22 protein-coding genes are annotated in these 26,083 nt (G+C 61.2%); 14 read left to right on the forward strand and 8 right to left on the reverse strand.

The genetic code is table 11. The features are described from left to right. Positions 1–4: 4 nt before the first annotated feature. The 10 genes from nuoL (at position 5) to A7X77_RS06980 (ending at position 12,209) form a co-directional block, all read left to right on the forward strand. Positions 5–2,005, forward strand: coding sequence for an NADH-quinone oxidoreductase subunit L (gene nuoL / locus A7X77_RS06935; RefSeq protein ID WP_064682222.1), 2,001 nt, complete (start codon positions 5–7; stop codon positions 2,003–2,005). Then, a complete protein-coding gene (locus tag A7X77_RS06940) occupies positions 2,005–3,516 on the forward strand; it encodes an NADH-quinone oxidoreductase subunit M (protein ID WP_064682223.1) in 1,512 nt (503 codons plus the stop codon). The genes nuoL and A7X77_RS06940 overlap by 1 nt, the downstream gene beginning before the upstream one ends. Positions 3,517–3,534: 18 nt before the next feature. Then, positions 3,535–4,980, forward strand: a complete 1,446-nt coding sequence (nuoN, locus tag A7X77_RS06945) for an NADH-quinone oxidoreductase subunit NuoN (protein ID WP_064682224.1) — start codon at positions 3,535–3,537, stop codon at positions 4,978–4,980. Next, the gene (locus A7X77_RS06950) at positions 4,980–5,744 is read left to right on the forward strand and encodes a biotin--[acetyl-CoA-carboxylase] ligase (protein WP_064682225.1); all 765 of its coding nucleotides are present in this window, start codon (positions 4,980–4,982) and stop codon (positions 5,742–5,744) included. The genes nuoN and A7X77_RS06950 overlap by 1 nt, the downstream gene beginning before the upstream one ends. 17 nt (positions 5,745–5,761) lie before the next feature. Beyond that, on the forward strand, positions 5,762–7,432 hold the full coding sequence (locus tag A7X77_RS06955) for a ribonuclease J (RefSeq protein WP_064682226.1): 1,671 nt from the start codon (positions 5,762–5,764) through the stop codon (positions 7,430–7,432). 2 nt (positions 7,433–7,434) lie between these two features. Next, on the forward strand, positions 7,435–7,839 hold the full coding sequence (gene mce / locus A7X77_RS06960) for a methylmalonyl-CoA epimerase (RefSeq protein WP_064682227.1): 405 nt from the start codon (positions 7,435–7,437) through the stop codon (positions 7,837–7,839). Between the two features lie 164 nt (positions 7,840–8,003). Further along, complete coding sequence (locus A7X77_RS06965; protein WP_004668399.1) at positions 8,004–8,279, forward strand: DUF1467 family protein; 276 nt, start codon at positions 8,004–8,006, stop codon at positions 8,277–8,279. 589 nt (positions 8,280–8,868) lie between these two features. Then, the gene (proS, locus tag A7X77_RS06970; protein ID WP_064682228.1) at positions 8,869–10,191 is read left to right on the forward strand and encodes a proline--tRNA ligase; all 1,323 of its coding nucleotides are present in this window, start codon (positions 8,869–8,871) and stop codon (positions 10,189–10,191) included. A 15-nt stretch (positions 10,192–10,206) separates the two neighbouring features. Further along, a complete protein-coding gene (locus A7X77_RS06975; protein WP_064682229.1) occupies positions 10,207–11,511 on the forward strand; it encodes a lipoprotein-releasing ABC transporter permease subunit in 1,305 nt (434 codons plus the stop codon). A 14-nt stretch (positions 11,512–11,525) separates the two neighbouring features. Then, positions 11,526–12,209 carry an ABC transporter ATP-binding protein gene (locus A7X77_RS06980; protein ID WP_064682230.1) on the forward strand — a complete coding sequence of 228 codons (684 nt, stop codon included), beginning with the start codon at positions 11,526–11,528 and terminating at the stop codon, positions 12,207–12,209. A 94-nt stretch (positions 12,210–12,303) separates the two neighbouring features. Here the strand turns inward: A7X77_RS06980 and A7X77_RS06985 are convergent, their stop codons facing one another. After that, on the reverse strand, positions 12,304–12,768 hold the full coding sequence (locus A7X77_RS06985) for a DUF5680 domain-containing protein (RefSeq protein ID WP_064682231.1): 465 nt from the start codon (positions 12,766–12,768) through the stop codon (positions 12,304–12,306). Between the two features lie 483 nt (positions 12,769–13,251). On the opposite strand from A7X77_RS06985, the gene dnaE reads away from it, so the two are divergent. Beyond that, complete coding sequence (dnaE, locus tag A7X77_RS06990) at positions 13,252–16,749, forward strand: DNA polymerase III subunit alpha (RefSeq protein WP_064682232.1); 3,498 nt, start codon at positions 13,252–13,254, stop codon at positions 16,747–16,749. Between the two features lie 129 nt (positions 16,750–16,878). On the opposite strand, the gene A7X77_RS06995 is transcribed toward dnaE, so the two are convergent. Together A7X77_RS06995 and A7X77_RS07000 are read right to left on the reverse strand one after the other, a co-directional pair. Then, complete coding sequence (locus A7X77_RS06995; protein ID WP_064682233.1) at positions 16,879–18,123, reverse strand: L,D-transpeptidase family protein; 1,245 nt, start codon at positions 18,121–18,123, stop codon at positions 16,879–16,881. A gap of 195 nt (positions 18,124–18,318) precedes the next feature. Next, positions 18,319–19,611: a DNA polymerase IV gene (locus A7X77_RS07000; protein ID WP_064682234.1), complete on the reverse strand. Its 1,293-nt coding sequence runs from the start codon at positions 19,609–19,611 to the stop codon at positions 18,319–18,321. Between the two features lie 75 nt (positions 19,612–19,686). Between A7X77_RS07000 and A7X77_RS07005 the strand changes: the two genes are divergently transcribed. Then, positions 19,687–20,274 (forward strand): GNAT family N-acetyltransferase, encoded by a 588-nt coding sequence (locus A7X77_RS07005; RefSeq protein WP_064682235.1) that lies wholly within the window; start codon positions 19,687–19,689, stop codon positions 20,272–20,274. Here A7X77_RS07005 and A7X77_RS07010 read toward each other — a convergent pair. Next, positions 20,249–20,917, reverse strand: coding sequence for a hypothetical protein (locus A7X77_RS07010; RefSeq protein ID WP_064682236.1), 669 nt, complete (start codon positions 20,915–20,917; stop codon positions 20,249–20,251). The two genes, A7X77_RS07005 and A7X77_RS07010, sit on opposite strands and share 26 nt — an antisense overlap. Positions 20,918–20,919: 2 nt before the next feature. After that, entirely contained in the window at positions 20,920–21,228 is a 309-nt protein-coding gene (locus A7X77_RS07015) for a DUF3572 domain-containing protein (RefSeq protein WP_064682237.1), read from the reverse strand. 133 nt (positions 21,229–21,361) lie between these two features. Between A7X77_RS07015 and A7X77_RS07020 the strand changes: the two genes are divergently transcribed. Further along, complete coding sequence (locus tag A7X77_RS07020) at positions 21,362–21,733, forward strand: response regulator (RefSeq protein ID WP_003547430.1); 372 nt, start codon at positions 21,362–21,364, stop codon at positions 21,731–21,733. Positions 21,734–21,751: 18 nt separating this feature from the next. After that, complete coding sequence (locus tag A7X77_RS07025; protein ID WP_064682238.1) at positions 21,752–23,125, forward strand: PleD family two-component system response regulator; 1,374 nt, start codon at positions 21,752–21,754, stop codon at positions 23,123–23,125. 752 nt (positions 23,126–23,877) lie between these two features. On the opposite strand, the gene rpmG is transcribed toward A7X77_RS07025, so the two are convergent. The 3 genes from rpmG to A7X77_RS07040 form a co-directional block, all read right to left on the reverse strand. After that, positions 23,878–24,045, reverse strand: coding sequence for a 50S ribosomal protein L33 (gene rpmG, locus A7X77_RS07030; RefSeq protein WP_003587245.1), 168 nt, complete (start codon positions 24,043–24,045; stop codon positions 23,878–23,880). A 93-nt stretch (positions 24,046–24,138) separates the two neighbouring features. Further along, entirely contained in the window at positions 24,139–25,323 is a 1,185-nt protein-coding gene (locus A7X77_RS07035) for an MFS transporter (RefSeq protein ID WP_064682239.1), read from the reverse strand. A gap of 255 nt (positions 25,324–25,578) precedes the next feature. Continuing rightward, on the reverse strand, positions 25,579–26,031 hold the full coding sequence (locus A7X77_RS07040) for a DUF983 domain-containing protein (RefSeq protein ID WP_064682240.1): 453 nt from the start codon (positions 26,029–26,031) through the stop codon (positions 25,579–25,581). Positions 26,032–26,083: the final 52 nt, after the last annotated feature.

The following is a 26,083-nucleotide window of genomic DNA, read 5'->3' on the forward strand; positions in this document are numbered from 1 at the left end:
GCTCATGTTCCTCTATAAGGCTATCGTCTTTCTTCCCTTGATCGGTGCGATCGTCGCCGGCCTGTTCGGCCGCGCCATCGGCGCCAAGGCTTCGGAATATGTCACCAGCGGCCTGATGATCATCGCCGCCATCCTCTCCTGGTACGTCTTCTTCACCGTTGGCATGGGCCACGCCGAAGGCGGCCCGATCAAGGTCGAGGTGCTGCGCTGGATTCAGTCCGGCGGCATCGATGCCTCCTGGTCGCTGCGCGTGGATACGCTGACCTCCGTCATGCTGATCGTCGTCAACACGGTCTCGACGCTGGTTCACGTCTATTCGATCGGTTACATGCACACCGATCCGCATCGCCCGCGTTTCTTCGCCTATCTCTCGCTCTTCACCTTCGCCATGCTGATGCTGGTGACGGCCGACAACCTGGCGCAGATGTTCTTCGGCTGGGAAGGCGTCGGTCTCGCCTCCTATCTGCTGATCGGCTTCTGGTTCAAGAAGCCCTCGGCGACTGCCGCGGCGATGAAGGCCTTCATCGTCAACCGCGTCGGCGATTTCGGCTTCGTGCTCGGCATTGCCGGCGTCTTCGTGCTGTTCGGCTCGATCAACTTCGATACGATCTTCGCCAATGCCTCGAATTTCGCCCCGCATGAAGGCGGCGGCGAGGCGAGCGAAGTGATCCTCAACCTTTTCGGCATGCAGCTCGACAAGGCGCATGCGCTGACCGGCATCTGCCTGCTGCTGTTCATGGGTGCCATGGGCAAGTCGGCACAGTTCCTGCTCCACACCTGGCTGCCGGACGCCATGGAAGGCCCGACCCCGGTCTCGGCCCTCATCCATGCCGCCACCATGGTCACCGCCGGCGTCTTCCTCGTCGCCCGCATGTCGCCGCTCTTCGAACTGTCGCACGATGCGCTCGTCGTCGTCACCGTCATCGGCGCGATCACCGCTTTCTTCGCGGCGACTGTCGGCCTCGTGCAGAACGACATCAAGCGCGTCATCGCCTATTCCACCTGCTCGCAGCTCGGCTACATGTTCGTGGCGCTCGGGGTAGGGGCCTATGGCGCGGCGATCTTCCACCTGTTCACGCATGCCTTCTTCAAGGCGCTGCTCTTCCTCTGCGCCGGCTCGGTCATCCACGCCGTCGATGGCGAGCAGGACATGCGCTACATGGGTGGCCTGCGGCCGCACATCAAGGTGACCTTCTGGCTGATGATCATCGGCACGCTGGCGATCACCGGCGTCGGCATTCCCTTCACGCCGATCGGTTTTGCCGGCTTCTTCTCCAAGGATGTGATCATCGAGGCGACCTATGCTTCGCACTCGCCGGTGGCAGGCTTTGCCTTCTCGCTGCTGGTCATTGCCGCGCTCTTCACGAGCTTCTATTCCTGGCGCCTGATCTTCATGACCTTCTTCGGCAGGCCGCGCGCTTCGCACGAGGTCATGCACCACGTTCACGAATCGCCGCAGGTCATGCTGGTGCCGCTCTATCTGCTGGCGATTGGCGCGGTGTTTGCCGGCGTGCTCTTCGAAGGCCGGTTCTACGGCGAGGAGTATGCCGAGTTCTGGAAGGGCGCGCTTTTCACCGGCGCCGAGAACGAACTCGTCGAAGAGTTCCACCACGTGCCGGCCCTCGTGGCTCTGAGCCCGTTCATCGCCATGGTGATCGGCTTCATCACCGCCTGGTACATGTATATTCGCTCGCCGCAGACGCCGCGCGTCCTCGCCAAGCAGCACCGGGTGCTCTACCAGTTCCTCTTGAACAAGTGGTATTTCGACGAACTCTACGACTTCCTCTTCGTCCGCACCGCCAGAGCGCTTGGCCGCTTTCTGTGGAAGAAGGGTGACGTCGGCGTCATCGACACCTACGGCCCGAACGGCGTGGCTGCCCGCGTCGTCGCCGTCACCGACCGCGTCGTCCGCCTGCAGACCGGTTACCTCTATCACTACGCCTTCGCCATGCTGATCGGCATTGCGGCGCTCGTTACCTGGATGATGCTCGGGAGTTCCTTCTGATGACCGATTGGCCTATTCTTTCAACGGTCACCTTCCTGCCACTCGTCGGCGTGGTGCTCCTGCTGCTGATGAACGGCGAGAGCCAAGCCGGCCGCAAGAATGTGCTGTGGATCTCGCTGATCACCACCGTCTTCACCTTCGTCGTTTCCCTCGTCATCTGGGTCGGCTTCGACAACGCCAATCCGGGCTTCCAGATGCTTGAAAAGCATGACTGGCTCGGTACCGGCATCGGTTACCATGTCGGCGTCGATGGCATCTCGATGCTGTTCGTCATCCTGTCGACCTTCCTCATGCCCTTCTGCGTGCTGGCGAGCTGGCTCTCGATTGAGAAGCGCCTGAAGGAATACATGATTGCCTTCCTCATCCTGGAAACGATGATGGTCGGCGTCTTCGTCTCGCTTGATATCGTGCTCTTCTACGTCTTCTTCGAGGCGGGCCTCATTCCGATGTTCCTGATCATCGGCGTCTGGGGCGGCAGGGACCGCGTCTATGCGAGCTACAAGTTCTTCCTCTATACGCTGCTCGGCTCGGTGCTGATGCTGCTCGCCATCATGGCGATGTACTGGCAGGCCGGAACGACCGATATCACCGCGCTGCTCGCCTACAAGTTCCCGCCGGCGCTGCAGACCTGGCTATGGCTTGCCTTCTTCGCCTCCTTCGCGGTGAAGATGCCGATGTGGCCGGTCCATACCTGGCTTCCGGATGCCCACGTGCAGGCGCCGACGGCCGGCTCGGTGATCCTGGCCGGCGTCCTGCTGAAGCTCGGCGGCTACGGTCTCATCCGCTTCTCGCTCGGCATGTTCCCGGTGGCGTCCGATTATTTCGCGCCGCTCGTCTTCGCCATGTCCGTCATCGCCATCATCTACACCTCGCTGGTGGCGATGATGCAGGACGACATCAAGAAGCTGATCGCCTATTCCTCCGTGGCGCACATGGGCTACGTGACCATGGGCATCTTCGCCGCCAACATGCAGGGCGTTCAGGGGTCGATCTTCCAGATGCTGTCGCACGGCATCGTCTCGGGCGCGCTCTTCCTCTGCGTCGGCGTCGTCTACGACCGCACCCACACCCGCGAGATCAACGCCTATGGCGGTCTCGTCAACAACATGCCGAAATATGCGGTCGCGATGATGGTCTTCACCATGGCCAATGTCGGGCTTCCCGGCACCTCTGGCTTCGTCGGCGAATTCCTGACGCTGATCGGCGTCTTCCGGGTCAACACCTGGGTCGCGCTCTTTGCCGCTACCGGCGTCATCCTCTCGGCCGCCTATGCGCTTTGGCTCTATCGCCGGGTGATCTTCGGTGCGCTGGAGAAGGAAAAGCTGAAGGCATTGCTCGATCTTTCGCCACGCGAGCAGTTGATCCTCTATCCGCTGGTCGCACTGACGATCTTCTTCGGCGTATACCCGGCTCCGGTCTTCGACGCCACGGCCGCCTCGGTGGATCTGCTGGTCAACAACTACACGGCCGCCGTGCACGCAGCGCAGAATGTTGCGCTGTCTATGAAATGATGACGGGACTTATCGGACATGACCGCTGAAACAATTCTCCTCAGTCTGCATCTTTCCGCGCCGGAGCTCATCCTCGCGGTCGGCGCCCTTGTCCTGTTGATGGTCGGCGTCTTCTCGGGCGAGCGGTCGGGCCTCGTCGTCACCGGCCTTGCCATCGTGCTGCTGCTGGCCTCCGGCCTGTGGCTGCTCTTCGTGCCGGCCGAAGGCCTTGCCTATGGCGGCGTCTACATGGCCGACGGCTTCTCGCGCTTCATGAAGCTGGTGGCGCTCATCGGCTCGCTGGTCGCCCTGTTCATGACGATGGGCCACGCCCGCGAAAACCAGCTCGACAAGTTCGAGTTTCCGGTTCTGCTGGTGCTCGCGACCCTCGGCATCCTGCTGATGATCTCGGCCAACGACCTGATCTCGCTCTATCTCGCGCTGGAACTGCAGTCGCTGGCGCTCTACGTCGTCGCCGCGATCAACCGCGACAGCCTGAAGTCGACCGAAGCCGGCCTCAAATATTTCGTACTCGGCGCGCTGTCCTCCGGCATGCTGCTCTACGGCATGTCGCTGGTTTACGGCTTCACCGGCCATACCCACTTCTCCGAGATCGCCCAGGCGCTTTCCGTCGAGGGCGCGCGTTCGCTCGGCCTCATCTTCGGTCTGGTCTTCATTCTCGCCGGCATTGCCTTCAAGATCTCGGCCGTTCCCTTCCACATGTGGACGCCTGACGTCTACGAAGGCGCGCCGACGCCGGTCACCGCCTTCCTGGCCGCAGCCCCCAAGGTTGCCGCCATGGCGATGATGACCCGCATCGTCATCACCGCCTTCCAGCCGGTTCTGGCGGACTGGCAGCAGGTCGTCGTGTTCATCTCGATCGCTTCGATGCTGCTCGGCTCGTTTGCGGCGATCGGCCAGAAGAACATCAAGCGGCTGATGGCCTATTCCTCGATCGGCCATATGGGCTATGCGCTGGTCGGCCTTGCCGCGGGCAACCAGACCGGCGTTTCCGGCGTCATGCTTTACATGGTCATCTATATGGTCATGACCCTCGGCAGCTTTGCGATCATCATGTCGATGCGCCGCAAGGACGGCACCGTCGTCGAAGACGTCAATGATCTCGCCGGCCTTTCCGCGACCAACCCGTTCATGGCCGTGGTGCTGACGGCGCTGATGTTCTCGCTCGCCGGCATTCCGCCGCTCGCCGGTTTCTTCGCCAAGTACTTCGTCTTCGTTGCGGCGATCGAAGCCAAGCTTTATGCGCTTGCCATCATCGGCGTTCTCGCCTCGGTCGTCGGCGCCTATTATTATCTGCGCGTCATCAAGCTGATGTGGTTCGATGAGGCGACCGGCGAATTCGCCCGGGTCTCCGGCGCCCTGCGTCTGGTCTTCGGTCTTTCCGGTCTCTTCGTCACCGCCTATGTGCTCATCGGTGGGCCGATCGGCGGTGCGGCAGAGCTTGCCGCCGCGACGCTCTTCTAATGGTTTCCGACAGGCGGCGCCGGATATCGCTCGGCGATTTCAGGCACGAGGCGCTGTCGGAAACATCGTCCACCAATAGCGAATGCCTCGCCCGGGCGCGGGCGGGCGATCCCGGAAGTCTCTGGGTGACGGCCGAGAGGCAGACCGGCGGCCGCGGCCGCCGCGGCCGTCTCTGGGTGTCCGAACGCGGCAATCTCTATGCTTCCCTTCTATTGATCGACCCGGCGCCGATGGAGCGCCTCGGCTCGCTGCCGCTGGCGGTCGCCGTCGCCGTGCACCAGGCGATCAGCCAGGTGCTGCCGCCGGGCGCCGAACCGCTCGAGGTCAAATGGCCGAACGATATTCTCATCGGCCGGAAAAAGACCTGCGGCATCCTCGTCGAGGGTGAGCAGTTGCCGGACGGCCGCTACGCGCTGATCGTCGGCATCGGCATCAATGTCTCGGTCATGCCGGATAATCCGCTCTATCCCGTCACCTGTCTGCGTCAGCATGCAAGCGCGGCTTCGCCGGAAGAGCTCTTCGCGCATCTCTTCGCGGCGATGGCGGATGTGCTCGATCAATGGGACCAGGGCCGCGGCATTGCCGAGATCACGGCGCGCTGGCGCACCATCGCCTGTGGCATCGGCGAAAAGATCACGGTGAATTTACCGGACCGATCGATTTCCGGCCAATTCGCCGGAATTGATGATAATGGCTTGTTGATGCTCGATATCGGCGCTGGCAGGATTATGCCCATTGCCGCCGGTGATGTGTTTTTTGGATAGCGGAAAAAACGAAAATTATGGCGAAACAGGACGAGTTGGTATTCCTGCCTCTGGGCGGCGTTGGCGAGATCGGCATGAATCTCGCTCTCTATGGCTACGGCCCGCCCGAGCATCGCCAGTGGATCATGGTCGATTGCGGCGTCACCTTTCCCGGCCCGGATCTGCCGGGCGTCGACCTCGTCCTGCCCGACATCCGCTTCCTCGCCAGCGAACGCAAGAACCTCAAGGCGATCATCATCACCCATGCCCATGAAGACCATTATGGCGCGCTCGCCGATCTCTGGCCGGGTCTCAACGTGCCGGTCTTCGCCTCGGGCTTTACCTCAGGCCTGCTCGAAGCCAAGCGCAATTTCGAGAAGGCAACGATCGGCGAGGTGCCGGTGACGCCGTTCAAGGCGGGCGATAAGATCAATGTCGGCCCGTTCAGCATTGAAGGCGTGGCCGTAAATCACTCGATTCCCGAGCCGATGTCGCTGATGATCCGCACGCCTGCCGGCAATGTCATCCATACCGGCGACTGGAAGATCGACCACGAGCCCTCGCTCGGGCCGCTGACCGATGAGACGCGCTTTCGCCAGTTGGGCGACGAGGGCGTGCTGGCGCTGATGTGCGATTCCACCAACGCCTTGCGTGATGGCGTTTCGCCCTCCGAGAAAGATGTCTCCGAAAGCCTGCGCAAGATCATTGAGGATGCCGAAGGCCGGGTGGCGATCACCACCTTCTCATCGAATGTCGGGCGCATTCGCACCGTTGCCGAAGCGGCCGAGGCGGCCGGCCGCGAAGTGCTGCTGCTCGGCAGCTCGCTGAAGCGCGTCGTCGACGTCGCCCGCGATATCGGCCTGATGGAGGGTGTCAAGCCCTTCATTTCCGAAGAGGAATACGGCTATATTCCGCGCGATAAGGTGGTCGTCATACTGACCGGCAGCCAGGGCGAAGCGCGGGCAGCTCTTGCCAAGCTCTCCCGCGACGAGATGCGCAATGTGGCCTTTGCGGCAGGCGATATCGTCGTCTTTTCCTCGCGCGCCATTCCCGGCAACGAGAAGGCGATCCAGGATATCAAGAACGGCCTCGTCGAGCAGGGCGTGCACATCATCACCGATACCGAGGCACTCGTCCATGTTTCCGGCCATCCCCGCCGCAATGAGCTGCAGCGGATGTACGAGTGGACGCGGCCAAAGGTGGTCGTGCCGGTGCATGGCGAGGCTACGCACCTGACGGCGCATAAGGAGCTTGCCGAGCAATCCGGGATCGCGATCGTCCCGCGGGTGCGCAACGGCGATATCCTGCGGCTGGCGCCAGGGCCGGTCGAGGTGATCGGCGAAGCGCCGCACGGCCGCATTTACAAGGACGGCATGTTGATCGGCGATTTCGACGAGATGGGGATCGGCGAGCGCAAGAAACTCTCCTATGTCGGCCATGTCGCGGTCAGTGTCGTGCTCGACGCCCGTTATGATATCGTCGGCGATCCCGATCTCGTCTCGATCGGCCTGCCTGTTTATGACGACGAAGGCGATGAGATGGAGGACACGCTCTTCGACGCGGCGATCAGCGCCATCGAAAGCATTCCGCGCGCCCGCCGCAAGGATCTGGACATGCTGCAGGAGGCCGTTCGCCGCGCCATCCGCGCCGCTGCGAACCAGAGCTGGGGCAAGAAGCCAGTCGTTACCGCCTTCGTCACCAAGGTCTGATCATGCTCGGCCGGGTGAACCATATTGCCATCGCAGTCCCCGACCTGACGGCGGCGGCGGCCGCCTATCGTGATACGCTGGGCGCTGCCGTGTCGCAGCCGCAGGCGCTGCCGGAACACGGCGTCACCGTCGTCTTCGTCGAATTGCCGAACACCAAGGTCGAATTGCTTGAGCCGCTTGGGGAAGCCTCGCCGATCGCCGCCTTCCTCGAGAAGAACCCGTCCGGCGGCATGCACCACATCTGTTACGAAGTGGACGATATCATCCTCGCCCGCGACCGGCTGGTCGAGGCGGGCGCGCGGGTGCTGGGCGACGGCCAGCCCAAGACCGGCGCGCATGGCAAGCCGGTGCTCTTTCTGCACCCCAAGGATTTCTTCGGCACGCTGATCGAGCTTGAACAGGCCTGAACCCAATTCATGTAGAGTGCTGGCGCTGCGGCAGAGTGACCCGAAGGCGGCGAAATGTGTTCCGTTCGCTTTGTATTGGCCGCCATTCCGCCGTATAAAGGCGCGCAATTGAAAGCGAGAGGACGCTTTCGCCACATGGCGGCGCGACATCACCGGGAACCATAATGCTTCAGATCTTCCTTCAGGGATTTGCCGTCTACTTCATCATCTGGTGGATGACGCTTTTCGCCGTCCTGCCGATCGGCCTGCGCACCCAGGCGGAAGACGATGATATTGTGCTCGGCACCGTTCCTAGCGCGCCCACCCGCTTTCGCGCCGGCTTCGTCTTTTCGCTGACGACGCTGATATCGGCTCTGATCTATGGCCTCTGGTATGTCTGTGACACCTATTTCGGCTGGGGCTTCGATGCCCTTCCACAACTGGGGCCTAGCTTCTATTGAAGTAGCTTTTGCTCAAAGTTTGGGCAGATGTAAAATTCACGAAAAAACGATTTCGTCATATCGGCGTCATGCTGTTACGCAAAGAGCTCGCCTGACGGAATGAGGGCGCATTTCCTTACGGAAGGCGATCTCGTTTCTGGTTGGCATGGGAGGCAAAAGCCAAAAAAAAACAAGGCTGAAAGCCTTGTTTTAAGTATCGCGTGATCTGTAACCGTTGCCGGGGCTGCGACGAGCGCGCCTAAGATCTGATCCTCCCAAGACTTGACCGCGAATTCGGCAAGAATTTAGCTTCCTGCCTGTTTTGTGAGCTAAAGCTAGCTCAAACATTGGGCTTTGTCATTAGCTTTTTTTGCATTTTTGCTACACTCTAGCAAAATATTTCTGTTGACAAGATTTTCGTTCAAGTCCTTATAAACACGCGCTTTTTCACGCCCCTTCATTTTGCCGGCGTGAACATGCGTATCCGGGAGGCGGCCGACGGCAGTTGCGGGTTTCCTTCCCGCCGCGAAGCGGCTATGAACGCTCCCAAATTTATCAATGTACCGTCGATTCCGTTCTCCGCGGGATCTCAACTGCTTCGGAATCCGCCATGCGTCTGTCCCGCTATTTCATGCCCATCCTCAAGGAAAACCCCAAGGAGGCGGAAATCGTCTCCCACCGGTTGATGCTGCGCGCCGGCATGATCCGCCAGCAGTCGCAGGGCATCTATTCCTGGCTGCCGCTCGGCAAGCGCGTTCTCGACAAGGTCAACGGCATTATCCGCGAGGAGCAGAACCGTGCCGGCGCCATCGAGCTTTCGATGCCGACGCTGCAGTCGGCCGAGCTCTGGCAGGAAAGCGGCCGCTACGACGCCTACGGTAAGGAGATGCTGCGCATCAAGGACCGCCAGGAGCGGCCGATGCTCTACGGCCCCACCAACGAGGAGATGGTGACGGATATTTTCCGCTCCTCCGTCAAATCCTACAAGGACTTGCCGCTCAATCTCTATCACATCCAGCTGAAGTTCCGCGATGAGATCCGTCCGCGCTTCGGCACCATGCGCTCGCGCGAATTCATGATGAAGGATGCCTATTCCTTCGATCTGACGCGCGAGGGTGCGGAGCATTCCTATAACAAGATGTTCGCCGCCTATCTGAGGACATTCGATCGGCTCGGCCTGCGCGCCATCCCGATGCGGGCCGACACCGGCCCGATCGGCGGCAATCTCAGCCACGAATTCATCATCCTCGCCGATACCGGCGAATCCGAGGTCTTCTGCCACAAGGACTTCGTCGGCTTCGATATTCCTGATGAACGGACCGACTTCGACAGCGTCGAAGGTCTGCAGGCGATCTTCGACAAGTGGACCTCACTCTATGCGGCGACCTCGGAAATGCACGACGAGGCGGCTTTCAACGCGGTGCCCGAAGGCGAGCGCCTTTCCGCCCGCGGCATCGAGGTTGGCCATATCTTCTATTTCGGCACGAAATATTCCGAGCCGATGGGCGCGAAAGTGCAGGGGCCTGACGGCAAGGAACACTTCGTTCACATGGGGTCCTACGGTATCGGCCCGACGCGCCTTGTTCCCGCCATCATCGAAGCATCGCATGACGACAACGGAATCATCTGGCCGGCATCGGTCGCGCCCTTCGATGTCGTGGTGATCAATATGAAGGCGGGCGATCAGGCCTGCGACGACACTTGCGAGCTGATCTATGCCGCGCTGACCAAGGCCGGCAAGGACGTGCTCTATGACGATACCGACGACCGGGCCGGCACGAAATTCGCGACCGCCGACCTGATCGGCGTACCCGTCCAGATCATCGCCGGACCGCGCGCGGTCGCCAACGGCGAGGTCGAAGTGAAGGATCGCAAGACCGGCGCCCGCGAAACGATGACCATCGAAGCGGCGATCAACAGGTTCGTGGCTTAAGGAAACGGAGGCGAAATGGCAGAGGCAGCAGTGGACCGGAGTTCTAAATCCGGCTTGGGTCCGGCTGGCAAGCCATTTTCCAGCTTCGAGCGCCTCGTGGCGTGGCGCTATCTGCGCGCCCGCCGCAAGGAGGCCTTCATCTCGGTGATCGCCGGCTTCTCCTTCGTCGGCATCATGCTCGGCGTCGCGACGCTGATCATCGTCATGGCCGTCATGAACGGCTTCCGCACCGAGCTCGTCTCCCGCATCCTCGGCATCAACGGCCATATGATCGTCCAGCCGTCCGATGGCCCCTTCACCGATTATCCCGACCTCGCCAGCAGGCTGGCCGCCGTGCCCGGCGTCAAGATGGCGCTGCCGCTGGTGGAAGGCCAGGTGCTCGCTTCCGCTCAGGCGGGCGGCAGCACCGGTGCGCTGGTGCGCGGCGCCCGCGCCGACGACCTGACCAAGCTCAAGACCATTTCCGACAATATCAAATCCGGCGACATGGTGGGTTATGCCTCCGGTCAAGGCGTGCTGATCGGCACGCGTATGGCCGACCAGCTTGGCCTTCGCGTCGGCGACCTCATTACGCTGACGTCTCCAGATGGTGACATCACGCCGATGGGTGTCAGCCCCCGCGTTAAGTCCTACAAGATCTCCGGCCTGTTCGAGATCGGCATGTCGGAATATGATTCCTCGATCATCTTCATGCCGCTCGAGGAAGCGCAGCTCTATTTCAATGCCGAGGGGCTGGTGCAGTCGATCGAGCTTTTCGTCGATCACCCCGACGATATCGACGCTCTGAGGCCCAAAGTGGAGGAAGCGGCCGGCCGCCAGATCAACCTCACCGACTGGCGCCAGCGCAACCAGACCTTCTTTTCGGCGCTGCAGGTCGAGCGTAACGTTATGTTCATGATCCTGACGCTGATCGTGCTGGTTGCGGCGCTGAACATCATCTCCGGCCTGATCATGCTGGTGAAGGACAAGGGCAGCGATATCGCCATCCTGCGCACCATGGGCGCCAGCGCCGGCGCGATCATGCGCATCTTCTTCATGACCGGGGCGGCGATCGGCATCGTCGGCACTATCGCCGGTGTGCTACTCGGCGTTGTCGTCTGCCTCAATATCGAATCCATCCGCCAGTTCTTCTCCTGGATCTCCGGCACCGTGATCTTCAATCCGCAGGTCTATTTCCTCAGCCAGCTGCCGGCCGAGATGCAGCTCAGCGAAACCATTTCGATCGTCGTCATGGCGCTGACGCTCTCCTTCATCGCGACGATCTTTCCGGCCTGGCGCGCCTCCAGGCTCGATCCGGTGCAGGCCCTGCGCTACGAATAAGGAATGCCGTCTTCATGAATCGCAACGTCGTTCTCAAGCTTACCGGCGTCGAGCGCCATTACGGGCAGGGCGATACGCTGCTCCCGATCCTGAAGGGCGCGGATTTTTCGCTGTCGAAGGGCGAGATCGTCGCTCTCGTCGCTCCGTCGGGCACCGGCAAGTCGACCCTGCTGCATATTGCCGGCCTGCTGGAGCATCCAGACGGTGGTGAAGTCACCATCAACGGCCATGCCTGCGACGGCCTTTCAGATGAGAAACGTACCGCGATCCGCCGCAGCGAGATCGGCTTCGTCTACCAGTTCCATCACCTCCTCCCGGAATTTTCGGCGCTTGAAAACATCATGATGCCGCAGCTGATCGCTGGCCTGTCCTGGAAGGAAGCGGGCGAGCGGGCCGGCCAGCTTCTCGACTACATGCGCATCGGCCATCGCGGTTCCCATCGCCCGGCCGAACTATCAGGTGGCGAGCAGCAGCGTGTTGCGATCGCCCGCGCCGTCGCCAATGCGCCGACCCTGCTTCTGGCCGACGAGCCGACCGGTAATCTCGACCCGGAAACAGCAAGCTACGTCTTCGACGCGCTCGAGGCCCTGGTGCGCCAGTCCGGCCTCGCCGCCCTTATCGCCACGCACAACCACGAACTCGCCCGCCGCATGGATCGGCGCGTGACGATCTCCGACGGCAGGGTCGTCGATTTCTGATCGATTTCGCTTGGACGTGCACAGTGGTTGCGGGACTAAGACGAAGAGATGACGCCTCTGGCGGCAGGTTCGAATCGACCCGCCTCCGGCTCCATCAGGGGATGATCAGTCCGCCGCGATAGTCGAGCGCGTAGGCCTTCCGTCCGTCGACCATGATGCATTCATGACCGCTGAACCGTTCACAGCCGCCTTCGCTGCGATCGACACATCGGCCGAACGGATGGTCGAATTCCATTACGCCGAGAAAGCGGCCCTGCCGGTACATGGCAGAGAGCGCCGCCTTGATCACTGTTCCCGCTGCGCTGGCATCGATGAGATCAGGCGCCATGACCCAGCCGAAATAATTCATCGCCCAGATCGGCTCGTCGGCAAACCACACCACCTCCTGTCCGGCGAAGTCGGTGCCGCCGAAATAGCTGTCGAGATAGCGCCAGCCGCCGCGCTCGTTGCCGATATCGTGAGACCCCGGCCGGCAGGGCGGGCGCAGCACGCCGCCCCCGACATAGGTCGCGGCCTTGGCCTCTACGATGAAGTCATTCAGCACCGTGGTATCCAGCATTATCGTCACCTCCCTGAGTCACCATGTACGGATGTAGCAGAACAATTAGAACATAAACTGAACAAATGCGGGAGCCTTTGTCGTTGGCGGGATGTGTCCACGTTCCTTGCGGCACCGGGCTGGCGAGGCTGCGGCTCGGCATCTCAATCCGTCGCCGAAGCTTTCACCGAATCGTTGCGTCGCCGGGGTCTTTTTCAAACGCAAGCAGGGAGGAAAAGATTCCTGTTGACATTGGAACATAGATCGAACAAATTGAAAACATAACGAGTAAAGGAGAGCCATGACTGACATGATCCGTGATATCGCAGCATTCACCTCCATCGCAATGTTCGTTGCCAGCTTCTCGCTCATCGTCATCGCGATCTAAAGTTTTCAGGGGACTGCATGACCATCATGCGGTTCGAACGCGGGTCTTCTTCTGGACATCATCGCCCTCCATGCCGACAATGCGTCTGATTCATTCGGTGATTGGGAAGGCATGTTATGGCGGATACGGTAAAGGCTTCGACGGGTGAGGCAATCGGCGGCACGCCGGGCTTCATTCACCTGCGGGTCCATTCCGCTTATTCGCTTCTCGAAGGCGCCCTGCCGCTGAAGAAGATCCTCTATAAGGCGACCGGCGACAACCAGCCGGCCATCGCGATTACCGACACCAACAATCTGTTCGTCGCCCTGGAATTCTCCCAGAAGGCAATGGACGAGGGGCTGCAACCGATCATCGGCTGCCAGGTCTCGATCGACATGGAAGACGGGCTGGAGAGCGAAAAACGCGGCGGCCAGCAGGCATTGGTCAAGCTGCCGTCGATCGTTCTTCTTGCTGCCACGGAGGCCGGTTACGAAAGATTGGTCGACCTCGTCAGCCGCGCCTATCTCGGCGGCGAAAGCAACCAGGCCATTCATATCAGAGCCTCCTGGTTGGAAGAGGCAGGCACGGAGGGGCTGATCGCCTTGACCGGCGCCCTGACCGGCCCGGTCGACGCGGCTGTCAGGGAAGGCCATCCCGCCCAGGCCGAAGCGCGGCTGCTCATGCTGAAGCGTCTCTTCGGCGACAGGCTCTATGTCGAGCTGCAGCGGCATGGCACCTACGACAAGCGGCACGAGCAGAAGATCGTCGGGCTCGCCTATGCCCACGATCTGCCGCTGGTCGCAACCAACGAGGCCTTCTTTCCGACACGCGACGATTACGACGCCCATGATGCGCTGATGGCCGTCGCCCATAATGCCATCGTTTCCGACGACAGCCGCTTTCGCCTGACGCCGGATCACTACCTGAAGAGCCGCGCCGAAATGGCCAAGCTCTTTGCCGATTTGCCGGAAGCGCTGGAGAACACGATCGAAATCGCCAAGCGCTGCTCTTTCGTATTGAAGACGCGCAAACCGATCCTGCCGCGCTTCACGGGTGCGACCGACGATGCCGAGGAGGCCGAACGTGCCGAGGCGGGCGAATTGCGCCGCCAGGCGGTCGAAGGGCTGGACATGCGGCTCGCGACGCTCGGCATGTCGCCGGGTTATGAGGAAAAGGATTATCGCGAGCGGCTGGAATTCGAGCTCAGCGTCATCGAGCGCATGCGCTTTCCCGGTTACTTCCTGATCGTTGCCGACTTCATCAAATGGGCCAAGCAGCATGATATTCCAGTCGGTCCGGGCCGCGGTTCGGGCGCCGGTTCGCTGGTCGCCTATGCATTGACGATCACCGACGTCGACCCGCTGCGCTTCTCGCTGCTCTTCGAACGCTTCCTCAATCCCGAACGCGTGTCGATGCCGGACTTCGACATCGACTTCTGCCAGGATCGCCGCGAAGAGGTGATCCGCTACGTCCAGGCCAAATACGGCCGCGAACAGGTGGCCCAGATCATCACCTTCGGTTCGCTGCAGGCGCGCGCGGCACTCCGCGACGTCGGCCGCGTGCTGGAAATGCCCTACGGCCAGGTCGACAAGATCTGCAAACTCGTGCCGAACAATCCGGCCAATCCGACGCCGCTCTCCAAGGCGATCGAGGAGGAGCCGAAGCTGCAGGAGGAGGCGGCCAAGGAGCCGGTGGTCGCGCGCCTGCTCGATATCGCTCAGAAGATCGAGGGGCTTTACCGCCATGCCTCGACCCATGCCGCCGGTATCGTCATCGGCGACCGGCCGCTGTCCAAGCTGGTGCCGATGTATCGCGATCCGCGCTCCGACATGCCGGTCACCCAGTTCAACATGAAATGGGTGGAGCAGGCGGGCCTCGTCAAATTCGACTTCCTCGGCCTGAAGACGCTGACCGTCCTAAAGGTCGCCGTCGATTTCGTCGCCAAGCGCGGCATCAGTGTCGACCTTGCGGCCATTCCCCTGGACGACAAGAAGACCTACGAGATGCTGTCACGCGGCGAGACGGTCGGCGTGTTCCAGGTGGAAAGTGCCGGCATGCGCAAGGCGCTGATCGGCATGAGGCCGGACTGCATCGAGGACATCATCGCGCTGGTGGCGCTCTATCGTCCGGGTCCGATGGAGAACATCCCGACCTACAACGCCCGCAAGCACGGTGACGAAGAGCTGGAATCGATCCATCCGATGATCGACCACCTGCTCAAGGAAACCCAAGGGGTCATCGTCTATCAGGAACAGGTGATGCAGATCGCCCAGGTCCTGTCCGGTTATTCGCTCGGAGAGGCCGATCTTTTGCGCCGCGCCATGGGTAAGAAGATCAAGGCCGAGATGGACCAGCAGCGCGAACGCTTCGTCGATGGCGCCGTCAAGAACGGCGTCTCGAAGCCGCAAGCCGACAATATCTTCGAACTGCTGGCGAAGTTCGCCAATTACGGCTTCAACAAGTCGCATGCCGCTGCCTACGCCATCGTCTCCTACCAGACGGCCTATATGAAGGCGCATTATCCGGTCGAATTCCTTGCCGCCTCGATGACGCTCGACATGTCCAACACCGAAAAGATCAACGACTTCCGCCAGGACGCCAAGCGCCTCGGCATCGAGGTGATCGCCCCATCGGTGCAGACTTCCTTCCGCCAGTTCGAAACCGGCGACAACCGCATCTATTATGCGCTCGCCGCTCTCAAGGGCGTCGGCGAATCCGCCGTCGACCATATCGTCGAGGTGCGCGGCGACAAGCCCTTTGCCGGCATCGAGGATTTCTGCCTGCGCATCGATCCGCGCCAGGTGAACCGCCGCGTACTCGAAAGCCTGATCTTTGCCGGTGCCTTCGATTGTTTCGGTATGGATCGCGCCCAGCTTTCAGCCGGCCTCGACCGTATCCTTGGTTACGCCCAGCGAGCGCAGGAGAACAAGCTGAGCGGCCAGTCGGATATTTTCGGCAGCACGCTAACGTCAGGGCCGGAGAAGATCTCCCTGCCGCCTTATTCGCCCTGGCTTGCCTCGGAGCGACTGCTCAAGGAGTTCCAGGTGCTGGGTTTCTATCTGACCGCCCACCCGCTCGATTCCTACAACAACATCCTGCAGAAGATGCGGGTGCAGACCTTTGCCGAATTTTCCGCAGCGATCAAACAGGGCGCGTCCAATGCGCGCCTTGCCGGCACCGTCATCTCCAAGCAGGAGCGCAAGACCCGCACCGGCAACAAGATGGGCATCATCGTCTTTTCGGATTCGTCCGGCCAGTTCGAGGCCGTGCTGTTTTCGGAAATGTTGAACCAGTACCGCGACATGTTGGAGTCCGGAAAATCCTTCCTGCTAACCGCGACCGGCGAGGAGCGGCCGGAGGGCATCGGTCTGCGCATCCAGACGATCCAGTCACTCGAGGAAAAGTCGCTGCAGATGCAAAAGGCGCTGCGCGTCTACGTCCGCGATTCCGGGCCGCTGAAAATGGTCGCCGGCCATCTCAACGCCAAGGGCGACGGCCTGGTTTCCTTCATCGTCATCAAGGAAGAGGGCAAGCGCGAGGTCGAAGTGGCGCTGCCGGAGAAATACCGCATCACCCCTGAGATCGCCGCCGCCCTTCGCGCTGCCCCCGGCGTCGTCGACGTCGAGCTTGTGTGATAGAGACGCAGATCGCCCTGGGGCGAAGTAGATCTCCAGCGGCGAGGTGGATCGCCAGCGGCGAAGTGGATCGCCTAGGGTAATGCACCTTACCCAAGGTGACGCGCCTCGCGCCCGGGGTGATGGCCGTCAGCCGCGGGTAATGGTGATGAAATTCGTGCCTTCGCCGGTCTCCCGGCCGAGGCCGGTATCGGAGATCGTCAGCGTCGAGCCGGGCGCGATCAGCGCGTCGATCTTGCGGCGCGTCTCCTCGGGGATGGAAATCCGGCTCAGCGAACGGGCAATCGGCTTGCCGGTGACGATCGAGCTTTCCTGATTGCTGATCCCGAGCCGCTTCATCGTCTCGCGGGAGAGATTGTTTTCGAGCGTGATGCCGAGCCAGTCCGCCGTGCCGGCCTTTTCGTCGATCGCGTGCAGGGTGAAGAAATGCGTGCCGAGCGCCATCCCCGGATCGGCGATCGTCACCGGCGCCTCGAAGACCGGCTTAAACGCCCTCCGCACCATGATGACGCCGTTCGCTGGCTCGCCCTTGCCGGCCGCGGCATAGACGGCTTTTAGCAGCCTGTCGGAGATCAGGCTCCTGTCTCCGGCAAATTCCCCCGAACGCAGCGTCTTGAAGGCCGTAACCGCCTGCACGGTCGCCGGGCCGAGCAAGCCGTCCGGATCGCCGGCGGAAAAGCCGAGCTGGTTCAGAAGGGTCTGAATGTCGATCACCGTCTCGCGCAGCGTCCGGCGCGTGATGAGGATGCTGATCGGCTCGGTTGGCGGCTCGATTTCGAGCGTTGCCATCGGCATCGGCATAGCGGCGGTATCGTTCATCGCCACCTGCACCGGCTTTTGCGGGCTGTCAGGCATGGATGGCCGCAATTCGACATCCGAAAGCAGCGGCATCGCCGCCGGCGCATCGGGATGGAAAAGCGTCGGATGGTCGATCGGCTGCGGCGCCAGCTCGCCGTCACTGATGATGACGGGAATGCCGGGCTCGGTCATCCCATAGAGTATCTTTGCAAAGGCCCCGGGCATGCGCACGCAGCCGTGCGAAGCCGGATAGCGCGGCACGGAATTCGATTCATGCAGCGCGATGCCAGACCAGGTCAGCCTTTGCATGAAGGGCATCGGAGCGGCCGAATAGAGATTGGATTCGTGGTATTTCCGCTTTTCGAGCACCGAGAAGATGCCGCTCGGCGTCGTGTGGCCGTCCTTGCCCGTCGAGACCTTCGAGGTCGCGACGACCTCGGTGCCGTCATAGACCGCAAGCGACTGATTGTTCTTCGAAACGAAGATCTGCAGCGTGCGCACATCCGCGGCAAAAGCAGGGTGCACGAGTGCGGTGGCCGACAGCAAGCCGAGGCCGAAGACGAAACGCGAGACCATGATACCCAACCATACGCAATACTGGTCCGGCACATTATGGGACGAAGTTTAAGGAAGATTTTATAGGCTGAGCCAGTTGCCCGACTCACGTGTGAGGGCATGTCTCGCAAAAGTGTGCGGGGTTTTGCGATAAAGACATGCGAGAAAATAAAGACCTAAAGCGTGACAAGCGAATCTGAAGGATCGCGACACGCTTTATTGATCGCGCTTGTTGCTGCCGAAGGTGTAGCCGGTCTCGACCGTGTTCTTGCCGAACTTGTCGCGCAGCTTGTCCATCGCCGCTTCGGCCGCCGCCCGCCGGCCCGACTGCCGGTCGATGAGATCGGGCGGATCGGCGCGGGCGGCATCGCCGAGGTCGGTGACACCGATGCCGATCAGGCGGAATTTCGTGCCGTCCGTCTCCTTTTCGAGGAGCTCGAGCCCGATGCGGAAGATCCTGTCGGCCAGTTGGGTCGGGTCCTCGAGCTTACGGTTGCGGGTGCGCGTCTTGAAGTCGGCGCTCTTCATCTTCAGCACGACGGTGTGGCCGGCGATGTCGCCTTTCTTCAGGCGCCAGGAGACCTTTTCGGAAAGATTGCGCAGGATCGGCACTAGGTCGTCGTAGCGCGAGATGTCGTCGAAGAAGGTCGTCTCGGCCGAGACGCTCTTGGCGGCATCGTTGAGATGCACCTCGCGGTCGTCGATACCGCGCGACAGGCGGGCGAGCCGCTGGCCGATGCTGCCGTAGCGGCGCATCAGGTCGTTCTCCTCCATCTGCTGCAACTGGCTGATGGTGCGGATGCCATCCGCTTCCAGCGTCGCGGCAAGGGCCTTGCCGACACCCCAGATCGTGGTGACGGGCCGCGGCGCCAGGAATTCGACCGCTTCTTCGCGGCCGATGACGGAAAAGCCGCGTGGCTTCTGCAGGTCGGAAGCGACCTTGGCGAGGAATTTGCAATAGGAAAGCCCGACCGAGACGGTAATGCCAATCTCCCCTTCGACGCGCCGGGCGAATTTGGCGAGCGTGCGTGCCGGGGGGTCGTGATGCAGCCGCTCGGTGCCGCCAAGCTCCAGAAAGGCCTCGTCGATCGACAGCGGCTGCACCAGCGGTGTCAGATCCTGCATCAACGCCCGCACCTGGCGCCCGACCCGAACATATTTCTCCATGTCAGGACGAATGACGACGGCCTGAGGGCATGCCTCCAGCGCCTTGAACATCGGCATCGCCGAGCGCACACCGTGGATGCGGGCGATATAGCAGGCGGTGGAGACGACGCCGCGTTTGCCGCCGCCGATGATGACGGGCTTGTCGGCAAGCTCAGGATTGTCGCGCTTCTCGACAGCCGCGTAGAAGGCGTCGCAATCGATATGCGCCAGCGTCAGCGCATGGAGCTCGCGATGGCGCACCAGACGAGGACTGCCGCAGGATGTGCAACGGCGCGCCTCACCCTTCTGCTCGGCAAGGCAGTCGCGACAGAAGCCGGGTGTCTTGTCAGGCGTGGGCGTCATGGTGAGAACAAAGGTTGAACGTTGCGACACTACGCCTTAAGCTGACGAGTCTCAAGAGCAGGGGGAGCTTTGCCTTTGGATAACGATCTTCGTTTCGAGCCGGTGACGGCGGAACGCTGGCGGGATTTCGAAACCCTGTTCGGGCCGCAGGGCGCTTTCTACAATTGCTGGTGCGTGGCGCTGCGTCTGCCCCATGCGGTGAGGACGAAAATGGCGGGCGACGAGCGCAAGGCGCATATGCGGGAGCGGATCGAGGCAGGGCCGCCGCCGGGCATCCTCTGTTATGACGGTGGCGAGCCCGTCGCCTGGGTGCAGGTCGGGCCACGCCACGACGTGCCGCAGTTCAACTCGCCGCGCACGGTTTCGCGGCCGCTGGAAGAGGGCGATGCGCATGATCCGTCGATCTGGGCCGTCAGCTGCTTCTTCCTGCTGCCCAGGCTGCGCGGCAAGGGAATGAGCCATCGGCTGCTCGCCGGCGCGGTCGATCTCGCCAGGCGCCAGGGCGCACGGCTGCTGGAAGCCTGTCCGATCGACCACGTGAAGCAGTCGAAATCCGTGACGCTCTGCATCGGTTCGACAGCGATCTTTGATGCCGCCGGGTTCGAGACTGTGGCAAGGCGCAAGGACGGGCGGCCGCTCATGCGGCTGGAATTGCGCGACTGAACGCGCCGGAAAGGAAATGCGCCTCGATCAGTTCAGCGGCATGCGCCCAGTCGATGGCGCGGGTGATGTCGTCGGCGGCTGGCGGCGCGAAACGATGGACCGGTGAATCCGGCATCAGATGAATGAGCAGGCAATCGGCCACGTGTTCCCTGACGGAATGCAGATTGTGCGCCATATCGTCGATAAAGGCGACGGGAAAGGAGCGGCTGGCATGCAACGCGTGAACGATCGGCCCCTTGGGCTGCTCGGTGGCAAGCAGCGGAAAGACCAGACCGGCGCGGTCCAGCAGGCGGCGGCGCTGATCCTGGAACCGTGGCGGCATCGCCGTCAGGAAAAGGATATCGGCCGCCTGCGACAGCCGGCCGAGCGTGTCGACGACGTGGTCGACCGGCGTCTGCCACAGTTCCTGCGCTTCGAAAAACTCTTCGATCAGCCGGCTGACCTGGTTGCCCTCGATCTCCGCACCGTCCGCTGTCGAGATGATGTTGCCGTGCAGCCGGAACGATCGCGGCAGGAACTCATGACCCAGGCTTTGAAGGAAAAGCTGGAACGGATCGATGAACTGCAGCACCACATCGTCGACGTCACAGACGATCAGCGGCCGCTCGCCGAGGCGGATCTGCGAAATATCGAGGTCGGCCACGCTCAGTATTCCCCGGAATCGAGACCCGGCGAGGAGAAGTGCCGCCAGGCGGCGGTCACCGTCTCCGGGCTGAGGCCGCTCGCCGCGCAGAAGGCCATCGCCGTCGGTTCGTGGTTCATCAGGAAATCCATCATGCCGGAGAGGAAGCCCGGATCGTTGACGGCGCCGCGCACCTGTTCCGGCGCCACGCCGGTGAGCGCGAGGAAGCGGCCGAACATGTCGGGATCGTCGGCAAGCCAGCCGAGTACGGCGATCGCCGTCTCGTGCGGGTCGGCCGCCAGTTGTTTCGAAGTCTTGAAGTTGCTTTGCATTTCGAGGGGTAAGTTACCTTTTCTTCAACCAAATACCGCTAGCGTGCGCTATCGGTTTCACGGAGCTCTTCATCCGCATGTGTCTTTCTCATGGGACGAACCGCTGCGCGAACGGACGTAGGGACAGCTTGTCATGCCCAAACAGGTGATGATTGTAGAAGATAACGAGCTTAACATGAAGCTCTTTCGCGACCTCATCGAGGCGTCCGGCTATACCACGATCCAGACGCGAAACGGCATGGAGGCGCTCGATCTGGCGCGCAAACATCGCCCCGACCTCATCCTCATGGATATCCAGCTTCCCGAGGTCTCTGGCCTGGAAGTCACCAAATGGCTGAAGGAAGACGACGAGCTGCACGTGATTCCCGTTATCGCCGTCACGGCTTTCGCGATGAAGGGCGACGAGGAGCGGATCCGCCAGGGCGGCTGCGAGGCCTATGTTTCCAAGCCGATCTCGGTTCCGAAATTCATCGAGACGATCAAGACCTATCTGGGCGATGCCTGACGCATCGGAAAGACGCTTATGACTGCGCGAATACTGGTGGTTGACGATATTCCGGCCAACGTGAAGCTGCTCGAAGCGCGGCTGCTCGCGGAGTATTTCGACGTGATGACCGCCGCCGACGGCCACGAGGCGCTGGCAATCTGCGAGCGCAATCAGGTCGATCTGATCCTGCTCGACATCATGATGCCCGGCATCGATGGTTTCGAGGTCTGCGAGCGGCTGAAGGCCAGCCAGAAGACCGCCCATATCCCCGTCGTCATGGTCACAGCACTCGACCAGCCGGCCGATCGCGTGCGTGGTCTGAAGGCCGGCGCCGACGATTTCCTCACCAAACCGGTCAATGATCTGCAGCTGATCTCGCGGGTAAAGAGCCTGCTGCGGCTGAAGACGTTGAGCGATGAGCTGCGCATCCGCGCCGACACCGCCCATACGATGGGCATGGGTGACCTGATGCGGGCAGGCGAGGGCCGCTCCGACGAGGCCGGCCATGTGCTGCTGGTCGATGGCCGCGCCAATTCGCAGGAACGAATCGTTAGGGCGCTGAAGCCCGTGGCCGATGTGCTCGCCCTCTCCGATCCGCAGGCAGCTCTTTTCGAAGCAGCCGAGAACGTCTTCGACCTCGTCATCGTCAACGCCAATTTCGACGATTACGATCCGCTTCGTCTCTGCTCGCAATTGCGATCGCTGGAGCGCACACGCTTCCTGCCGATCCTGATCATCACCGAGCAGGGGGCTGACGAGATGGTCGTGCGCGCCCTCGATCTCGGCGTCAACGATTACATCATCCGTCCCGTCGATCCGAACGAGCTGGTCGCCCGCAGCCTGACGCAGATCCGTCGCAAGCGCTATAACGACCGTCTGCGCGCCAGCGTCAAGCAGACGATCGAGCTTGCTGTGACCGACCCCCTGACCGGACTTTACAACAGGCGCTATCTCGACAATCACCTGAGCGTGCTCTTCAATCGCTCGATGGCGCGGGGCCGTCCGCTTTCGGTGCTGATCACAGATATCGACCGTTTCAAGCAGGTGAATGACACTTACGGCCATGACGGCGGCGACGAAGTCCTGCGCGAATTCGCAAACCGCGTCCGTTCGACCATCCGCGGCGCCGATCTCGCCTGCCGCTACGGCGGGGAAGAGTTCGTCGTTGCCATGCCGGACACATCGCCGGAAGTGGCCGCCGCTGTCGCCGAGCGCTTGCGCGCTGCGGTCGAGAGCGCCCCTTTCATGCTGAAGCACTCCGGAGAAGCGCTGAACGTCACCGCTTCCTTCGGCCTCGCCTCTCGGATTGGCTCGGTGCTGACCCCGGACCAGCTGATGAAGCAGGCCGATCTTGCTCTTTACGAGGCCAAGAATACTGGCCGCAATCGTGTGGTTGCCGCCGCTGCCTGACGAATCACCCGCACGCTTTACGGCCATTTGCGGGTTTTCCACTGCCGTAAGCGAATTATTACCCGATTTTTAAGCTTCGCCCACGCGACGCAGGCCGAAAATTTCGCAACTTGCTAGCCCAAAAATGGACTCCAGGCGTTGCTGTGGATAACGGCGGAGTGCGACAGTTTCTGGAATGACGGGCGGCGCTCGGAATGAAATGGGGACTATAAAAGAATGTCTGCTGACAAGAGGGTCAAATAGAGTGCGGCGGCGTCACCTCACGTAAGGGGAGGGGCGGTTTAAGTTATTAAGTTATATTGTCGAATTTCTTCTCGGCGTTCGGCACTAGGCTTCCGAGGCAAGCAGAGGCGTCAAATCTTTGTGTGTGCCAAAACTGGACTTTTAACCATAGAATCAAGCTGAGAAAATTCATCATTAAGAATTTGTTGATTTTCTTTCATTTCTGCGCAAATTATCGGCTTCATAACAGAAGCGCTCCCATGGAGGAGCGGTCCGATACCCCATGATGCTCAGGTCCGCCGCATCTCCTGGGTCGTGGGGTCGGTCGGCTAGTAGGCAAGTCATAACGGTTCCTCGTGCCGTTTTGCATGCTGGCCGACCCCCTTTCAGGAAAACGCCGTCACTTCCCGAAGATGGAAGGGCGGCGTTTCTTGTTTGCGCTATCATCTCTCAAACGCGGTCGTTCCGGACAATAAAAAACGCGCAACCCGAAGGCGCGCGCTTTTTTGAAATCCGTCAGGCCAAGTGATTTACTTGATCTTGGTTTCCTTGAACTCGACATGCTTCTTAGCAATCGGGTCATACTTCGTCTTCGTCATCTTGTCCGTCATCGTACGGCTGTTCTTCGTCGTGACGTAGAAGAAACCGGTGTCGGCTGTCGACAGCAGCTTGATCTTGATTGTTGTAGCCTTGGCCATGGTCGTCCTGCCTTTAAGAAAATGAAAGCCGTGGAAGCCGGATGGGGCTCCACGGCAAATTCTGGCGCGAAACTACGAATCCCGCCCGAAAAGTCAAGTCCGTTTTCGAATGAACATCAATCTGATGCCGGAAAGCATGGCGTAAAAGCCGAAGAAGGCGGCAATCGCCCAGGCGAAACCGTTATTTCCGGCCACATCGATCGCTGCGCCGATCGCCTGCGGCCCGGCTACGGTTCCCATCGCATAACAGAAGACGAAGGCGGCATTGGCCGCAGCAAGGTCGGAACCGGTCAGACGCGAGCCGAGATGGCTGAGGCCGACCGTATAGAGGCCGGAGACGCAGCCGCCCCAGAAAAGCAGGAGCCCGGCCATCAGCAGCCAGTTGTCGACCAGCAACGGCAGCATCATCGAGCCGATGAAGCCCATCAGCGCCATGCCGGCCAGAAGCGGCCGCTTGTCGGGGATGCGGTCCGAAAGCAGGCCGAGCGGTATCTGAAAGATGACGTTGCCGACGCCCATCATGGTCAGCAGAAGTGCTGCCTGCGATTCGGTAAAATGGGCGCGCACGGCAAAGATTGGGAAGAGCGACAGCCCGCCGGCTTCGACGGCGCCGAAGATGAAAACGGCCGCCGTCGCCGTCGGAACCAGGAACACGTAGCGCATGAAATGCAGCTCCGGCTTTTCCTCGAGCACCGGGCTTTCGTACCGGGCGATGAAGATCGGAATGGCGGCAAGCAGGATGGCGCCGGCGCCGACCAGGAACGGGAGGATGCCGTCGCTGCCGAGCAACGAAAAGAGCAGCGGCCCGGCGGCAAAGCCCAGGGAAAGCACGGTCGCATAAATACCGAGAACGAATCCGCGCTTGGACGGCGGCGAGGCGGCGTTGATCCAGAATTCGGAGAGGATGAACAGCGTCGTCGTTGCGCCGTGGAAGGCGAAACGCAGCGGAAACCACATCCAGAAATCCTGGGCATAGTAGAAACCGAGCGCGCTCAGCGCTGAAATCACCACAGCCCAAAGCATTGTCGGCGCAACACCGTATATATGCGCGAGCTTGGTGGTAACGGGCGCCGCGGCCATCGCCGCAATGCCTGCCATCGCCGTATTGAGCCCGATCAGGGTCGATGAGATGCCGCGTTTTTCGAGGATGATGCTGAGCAGCGGAAGCCCGAGACCGATTGCGATACCGACGGCTGATATCGACGAGATGGCTGCCACCAGAGAAGGCCAATGGATTTCTTCGAGATCGCCCGGTGTGCCGTTTCTCGGCTGAGACATTTATCCATCCTTAGAAAGCTTCGCGAGCGAATCGGCCGGTCGCTTCGCATAGAAAGACACGGGCGTGCCAAATCCCAGTGACGAGCAGCGTTTCGCAGTATTTCCGATGTGAGTGACCGCCTGCGGAATGTAAAGCCTGTTCAGACAAGAAAAGCTTACCATGTCAAGTCGTTGAGGATCGACGACGCCCGCGTTCGGTAGTGGTCGGTGGAGGGCAGCCACTACACGTTAAATATGTCTGGAAGGTGAAGGCATTCAATCCGGCCGTCGCGGAAGGTCGTAATCATCGTGGTCATCGCTCTCCCCACCGAAACCGTGCATGCGCAGCGCCCACTGCAGGCCGATGACGCCGCCTTTGATCGGCTGGATCGAGGCAAGCGCGGTGACGACGGTGATCGGCGCCCAGATGGCGAGATGAACCCATACCGGTAGAACGAAAGTCATGTCAGTCAACATGTAGCCACCGACCAGGACATGGCCGAGGACGAGGATGACGATATAGGGCGGCAGGTCGTCCGCGCGATGATGATGCATCGCCTCGCCGCAGGCAGCGCAGTGATCGACCGGTTTCAGGAAAGCGCGAAAGAGCTTGCCGTCGCCGCAGGCCGGACAGCGGTTCATCAGCCCGCGCAGGATCGAGCGCCGGAGCGGACGTTCGATCTCGGGCGTGCCCCCGTAGCGGACCGTTGGATCGGTCTGGGTTCCCATCGCATGTTCCTTTTCAGCCCGAAGGCGTAGGGCTCCTGAATGAGGCTCGATG

It is taken from the genome of Rhizobium bangladeshense (assembly GCF_001662075.1).
GTDB classification, from domain to species: Bacteria; Pseudomonadota; Alphaproteobacteria; order Rhizobiales; family Rhizobiaceae; genus Rhizobium; species Rhizobium bangladeshense_B.

Coding starts and splice junctions, on each gene's coding strand:
- A7X77_RS07025 (WP_064682238.1), top strand. CDS start 21,752: ATGACTGCGCGAATACTGGTGGTTGACGATATTCCGGCCAACGTGAAG.
- rpmG (WP_003587245.1), bottom strand. CDS start 24,045: ATGGCCAAGGCTACAACAATCAAGATCAAGCTGCTGTCGACAGCCGAC.
- A7X77_RS07015 (WP_064682237.1), bottom strand. CDS start 21,228: ATGCAAAGCAACTTCAAGACTTCGAAACAACTGGCGGCCGACCCGCAC.
- A7X77_RS06940 (WP_064682223.1), top strand. CDS start 2,005: ATGACCGATTGGCCTATTCTTTCAACGGTCACCTTCCTGCCACTCGTC.
- A7X77_RS06950 (WP_064682225.1), top strand. CDS start 4,980: ATGGTTTCCGACAGGCGGCGCCGGATATCGCTCGGCGATTTCAGGCAC.
- A7X77_RS06955 (WP_064682226.1), top strand. CDS start 5,762: ATGGCGAAACAGGACGAGTTGGTATTCCTGCCTCTGGGCGGCGTTGGC.
- A7X77_RS07020 (WP_003547430.1), top strand. CDS start 21,362: ATGCCCAAACAGGTGATGATTGTAGAAGATAACGAGCTTAACATGAAG.
- proS (WP_064682228.1), top strand. CDS start 8,869: ATGCGTCTGTCCCGCTATTTCATGCCCATCCTCAAGGAAAACCCCAAG.
- A7X77_RS06995 (WP_064682233.1), bottom strand. CDS start 18,123: ATGGTCTCGCGTTTCGTCTTCGGCCTCGGCTTGCTGTCGGCCACCGCA.
- A7X77_RS07040 (WP_064682240.1), bottom strand. CDS start 26,031: ATGGGAACCCAGACCGATCCAACGGTCCGCTACGGGGGCACGCCCGAG.
- dnaE (WP_064682232.1), top strand. CDS start 13,252: ATGGCGGATACGGTAAAGGCTTCGACGGGTGAGGCAATCGGCGGCACG.
- nuoN (WP_064682224.1), top strand. CDS start 3,535: ATGACCGCTGAAACAATTCTCCTCAGTCTGCATCTTTCCGCGCCGGAG.
- A7X77_RS06975 (WP_064682229.1), top strand. CDS start 10,207: ATGGCAGAGGCAGCAGTGGACCGGAGTTCTAAATCCGGCTTGGGTCCG.
- A7X77_RS07035 (WP_064682239.1), bottom strand. CDS start 25,323: ATGTCTCAGCCGAGAAACGGCACACCGGGCGATCTCGAAGAAATCCAT.
- A7X77_RS06965 (WP_004668399.1), top strand. CDS start 8,004: ATGCTTCAGATCTTCCTTCAGGGATTTGCCGTCTACTTCATCATCTGG.
- A7X77_RS06980 (WP_064682230.1), top strand. CDS start 11,526: ATGAATCGCAACGTCGTTCTCAAGCTTACCGGCGTCGAGCGCCATTAC.
- mce (WP_064682227.1), top strand. CDS start 7,435: ATGCTCGGCCGGGTGAACCATATTGCCATCGCAGTCCCCGACCTGACG.
- A7X77_RS06985 (WP_064682231.1), bottom strand. CDS start 12,768: ATGCTGGATACCACGGTGCTGAATGACTTCATCGTAGAGGCCAAGGCC.
- A7X77_RS07000 (WP_064682234.1), bottom strand. CDS start 19,611: ATGACGCCCACGCCTGACAAGACACCCGGCTTCTGTCGCGACTGCCTT.
- nuoL (WP_064682222.1), top strand. CDS start 5: ATGTTCCTCTATAAGGCTATCGTCTTTCTTCCCTTGATCGGTGCGATC.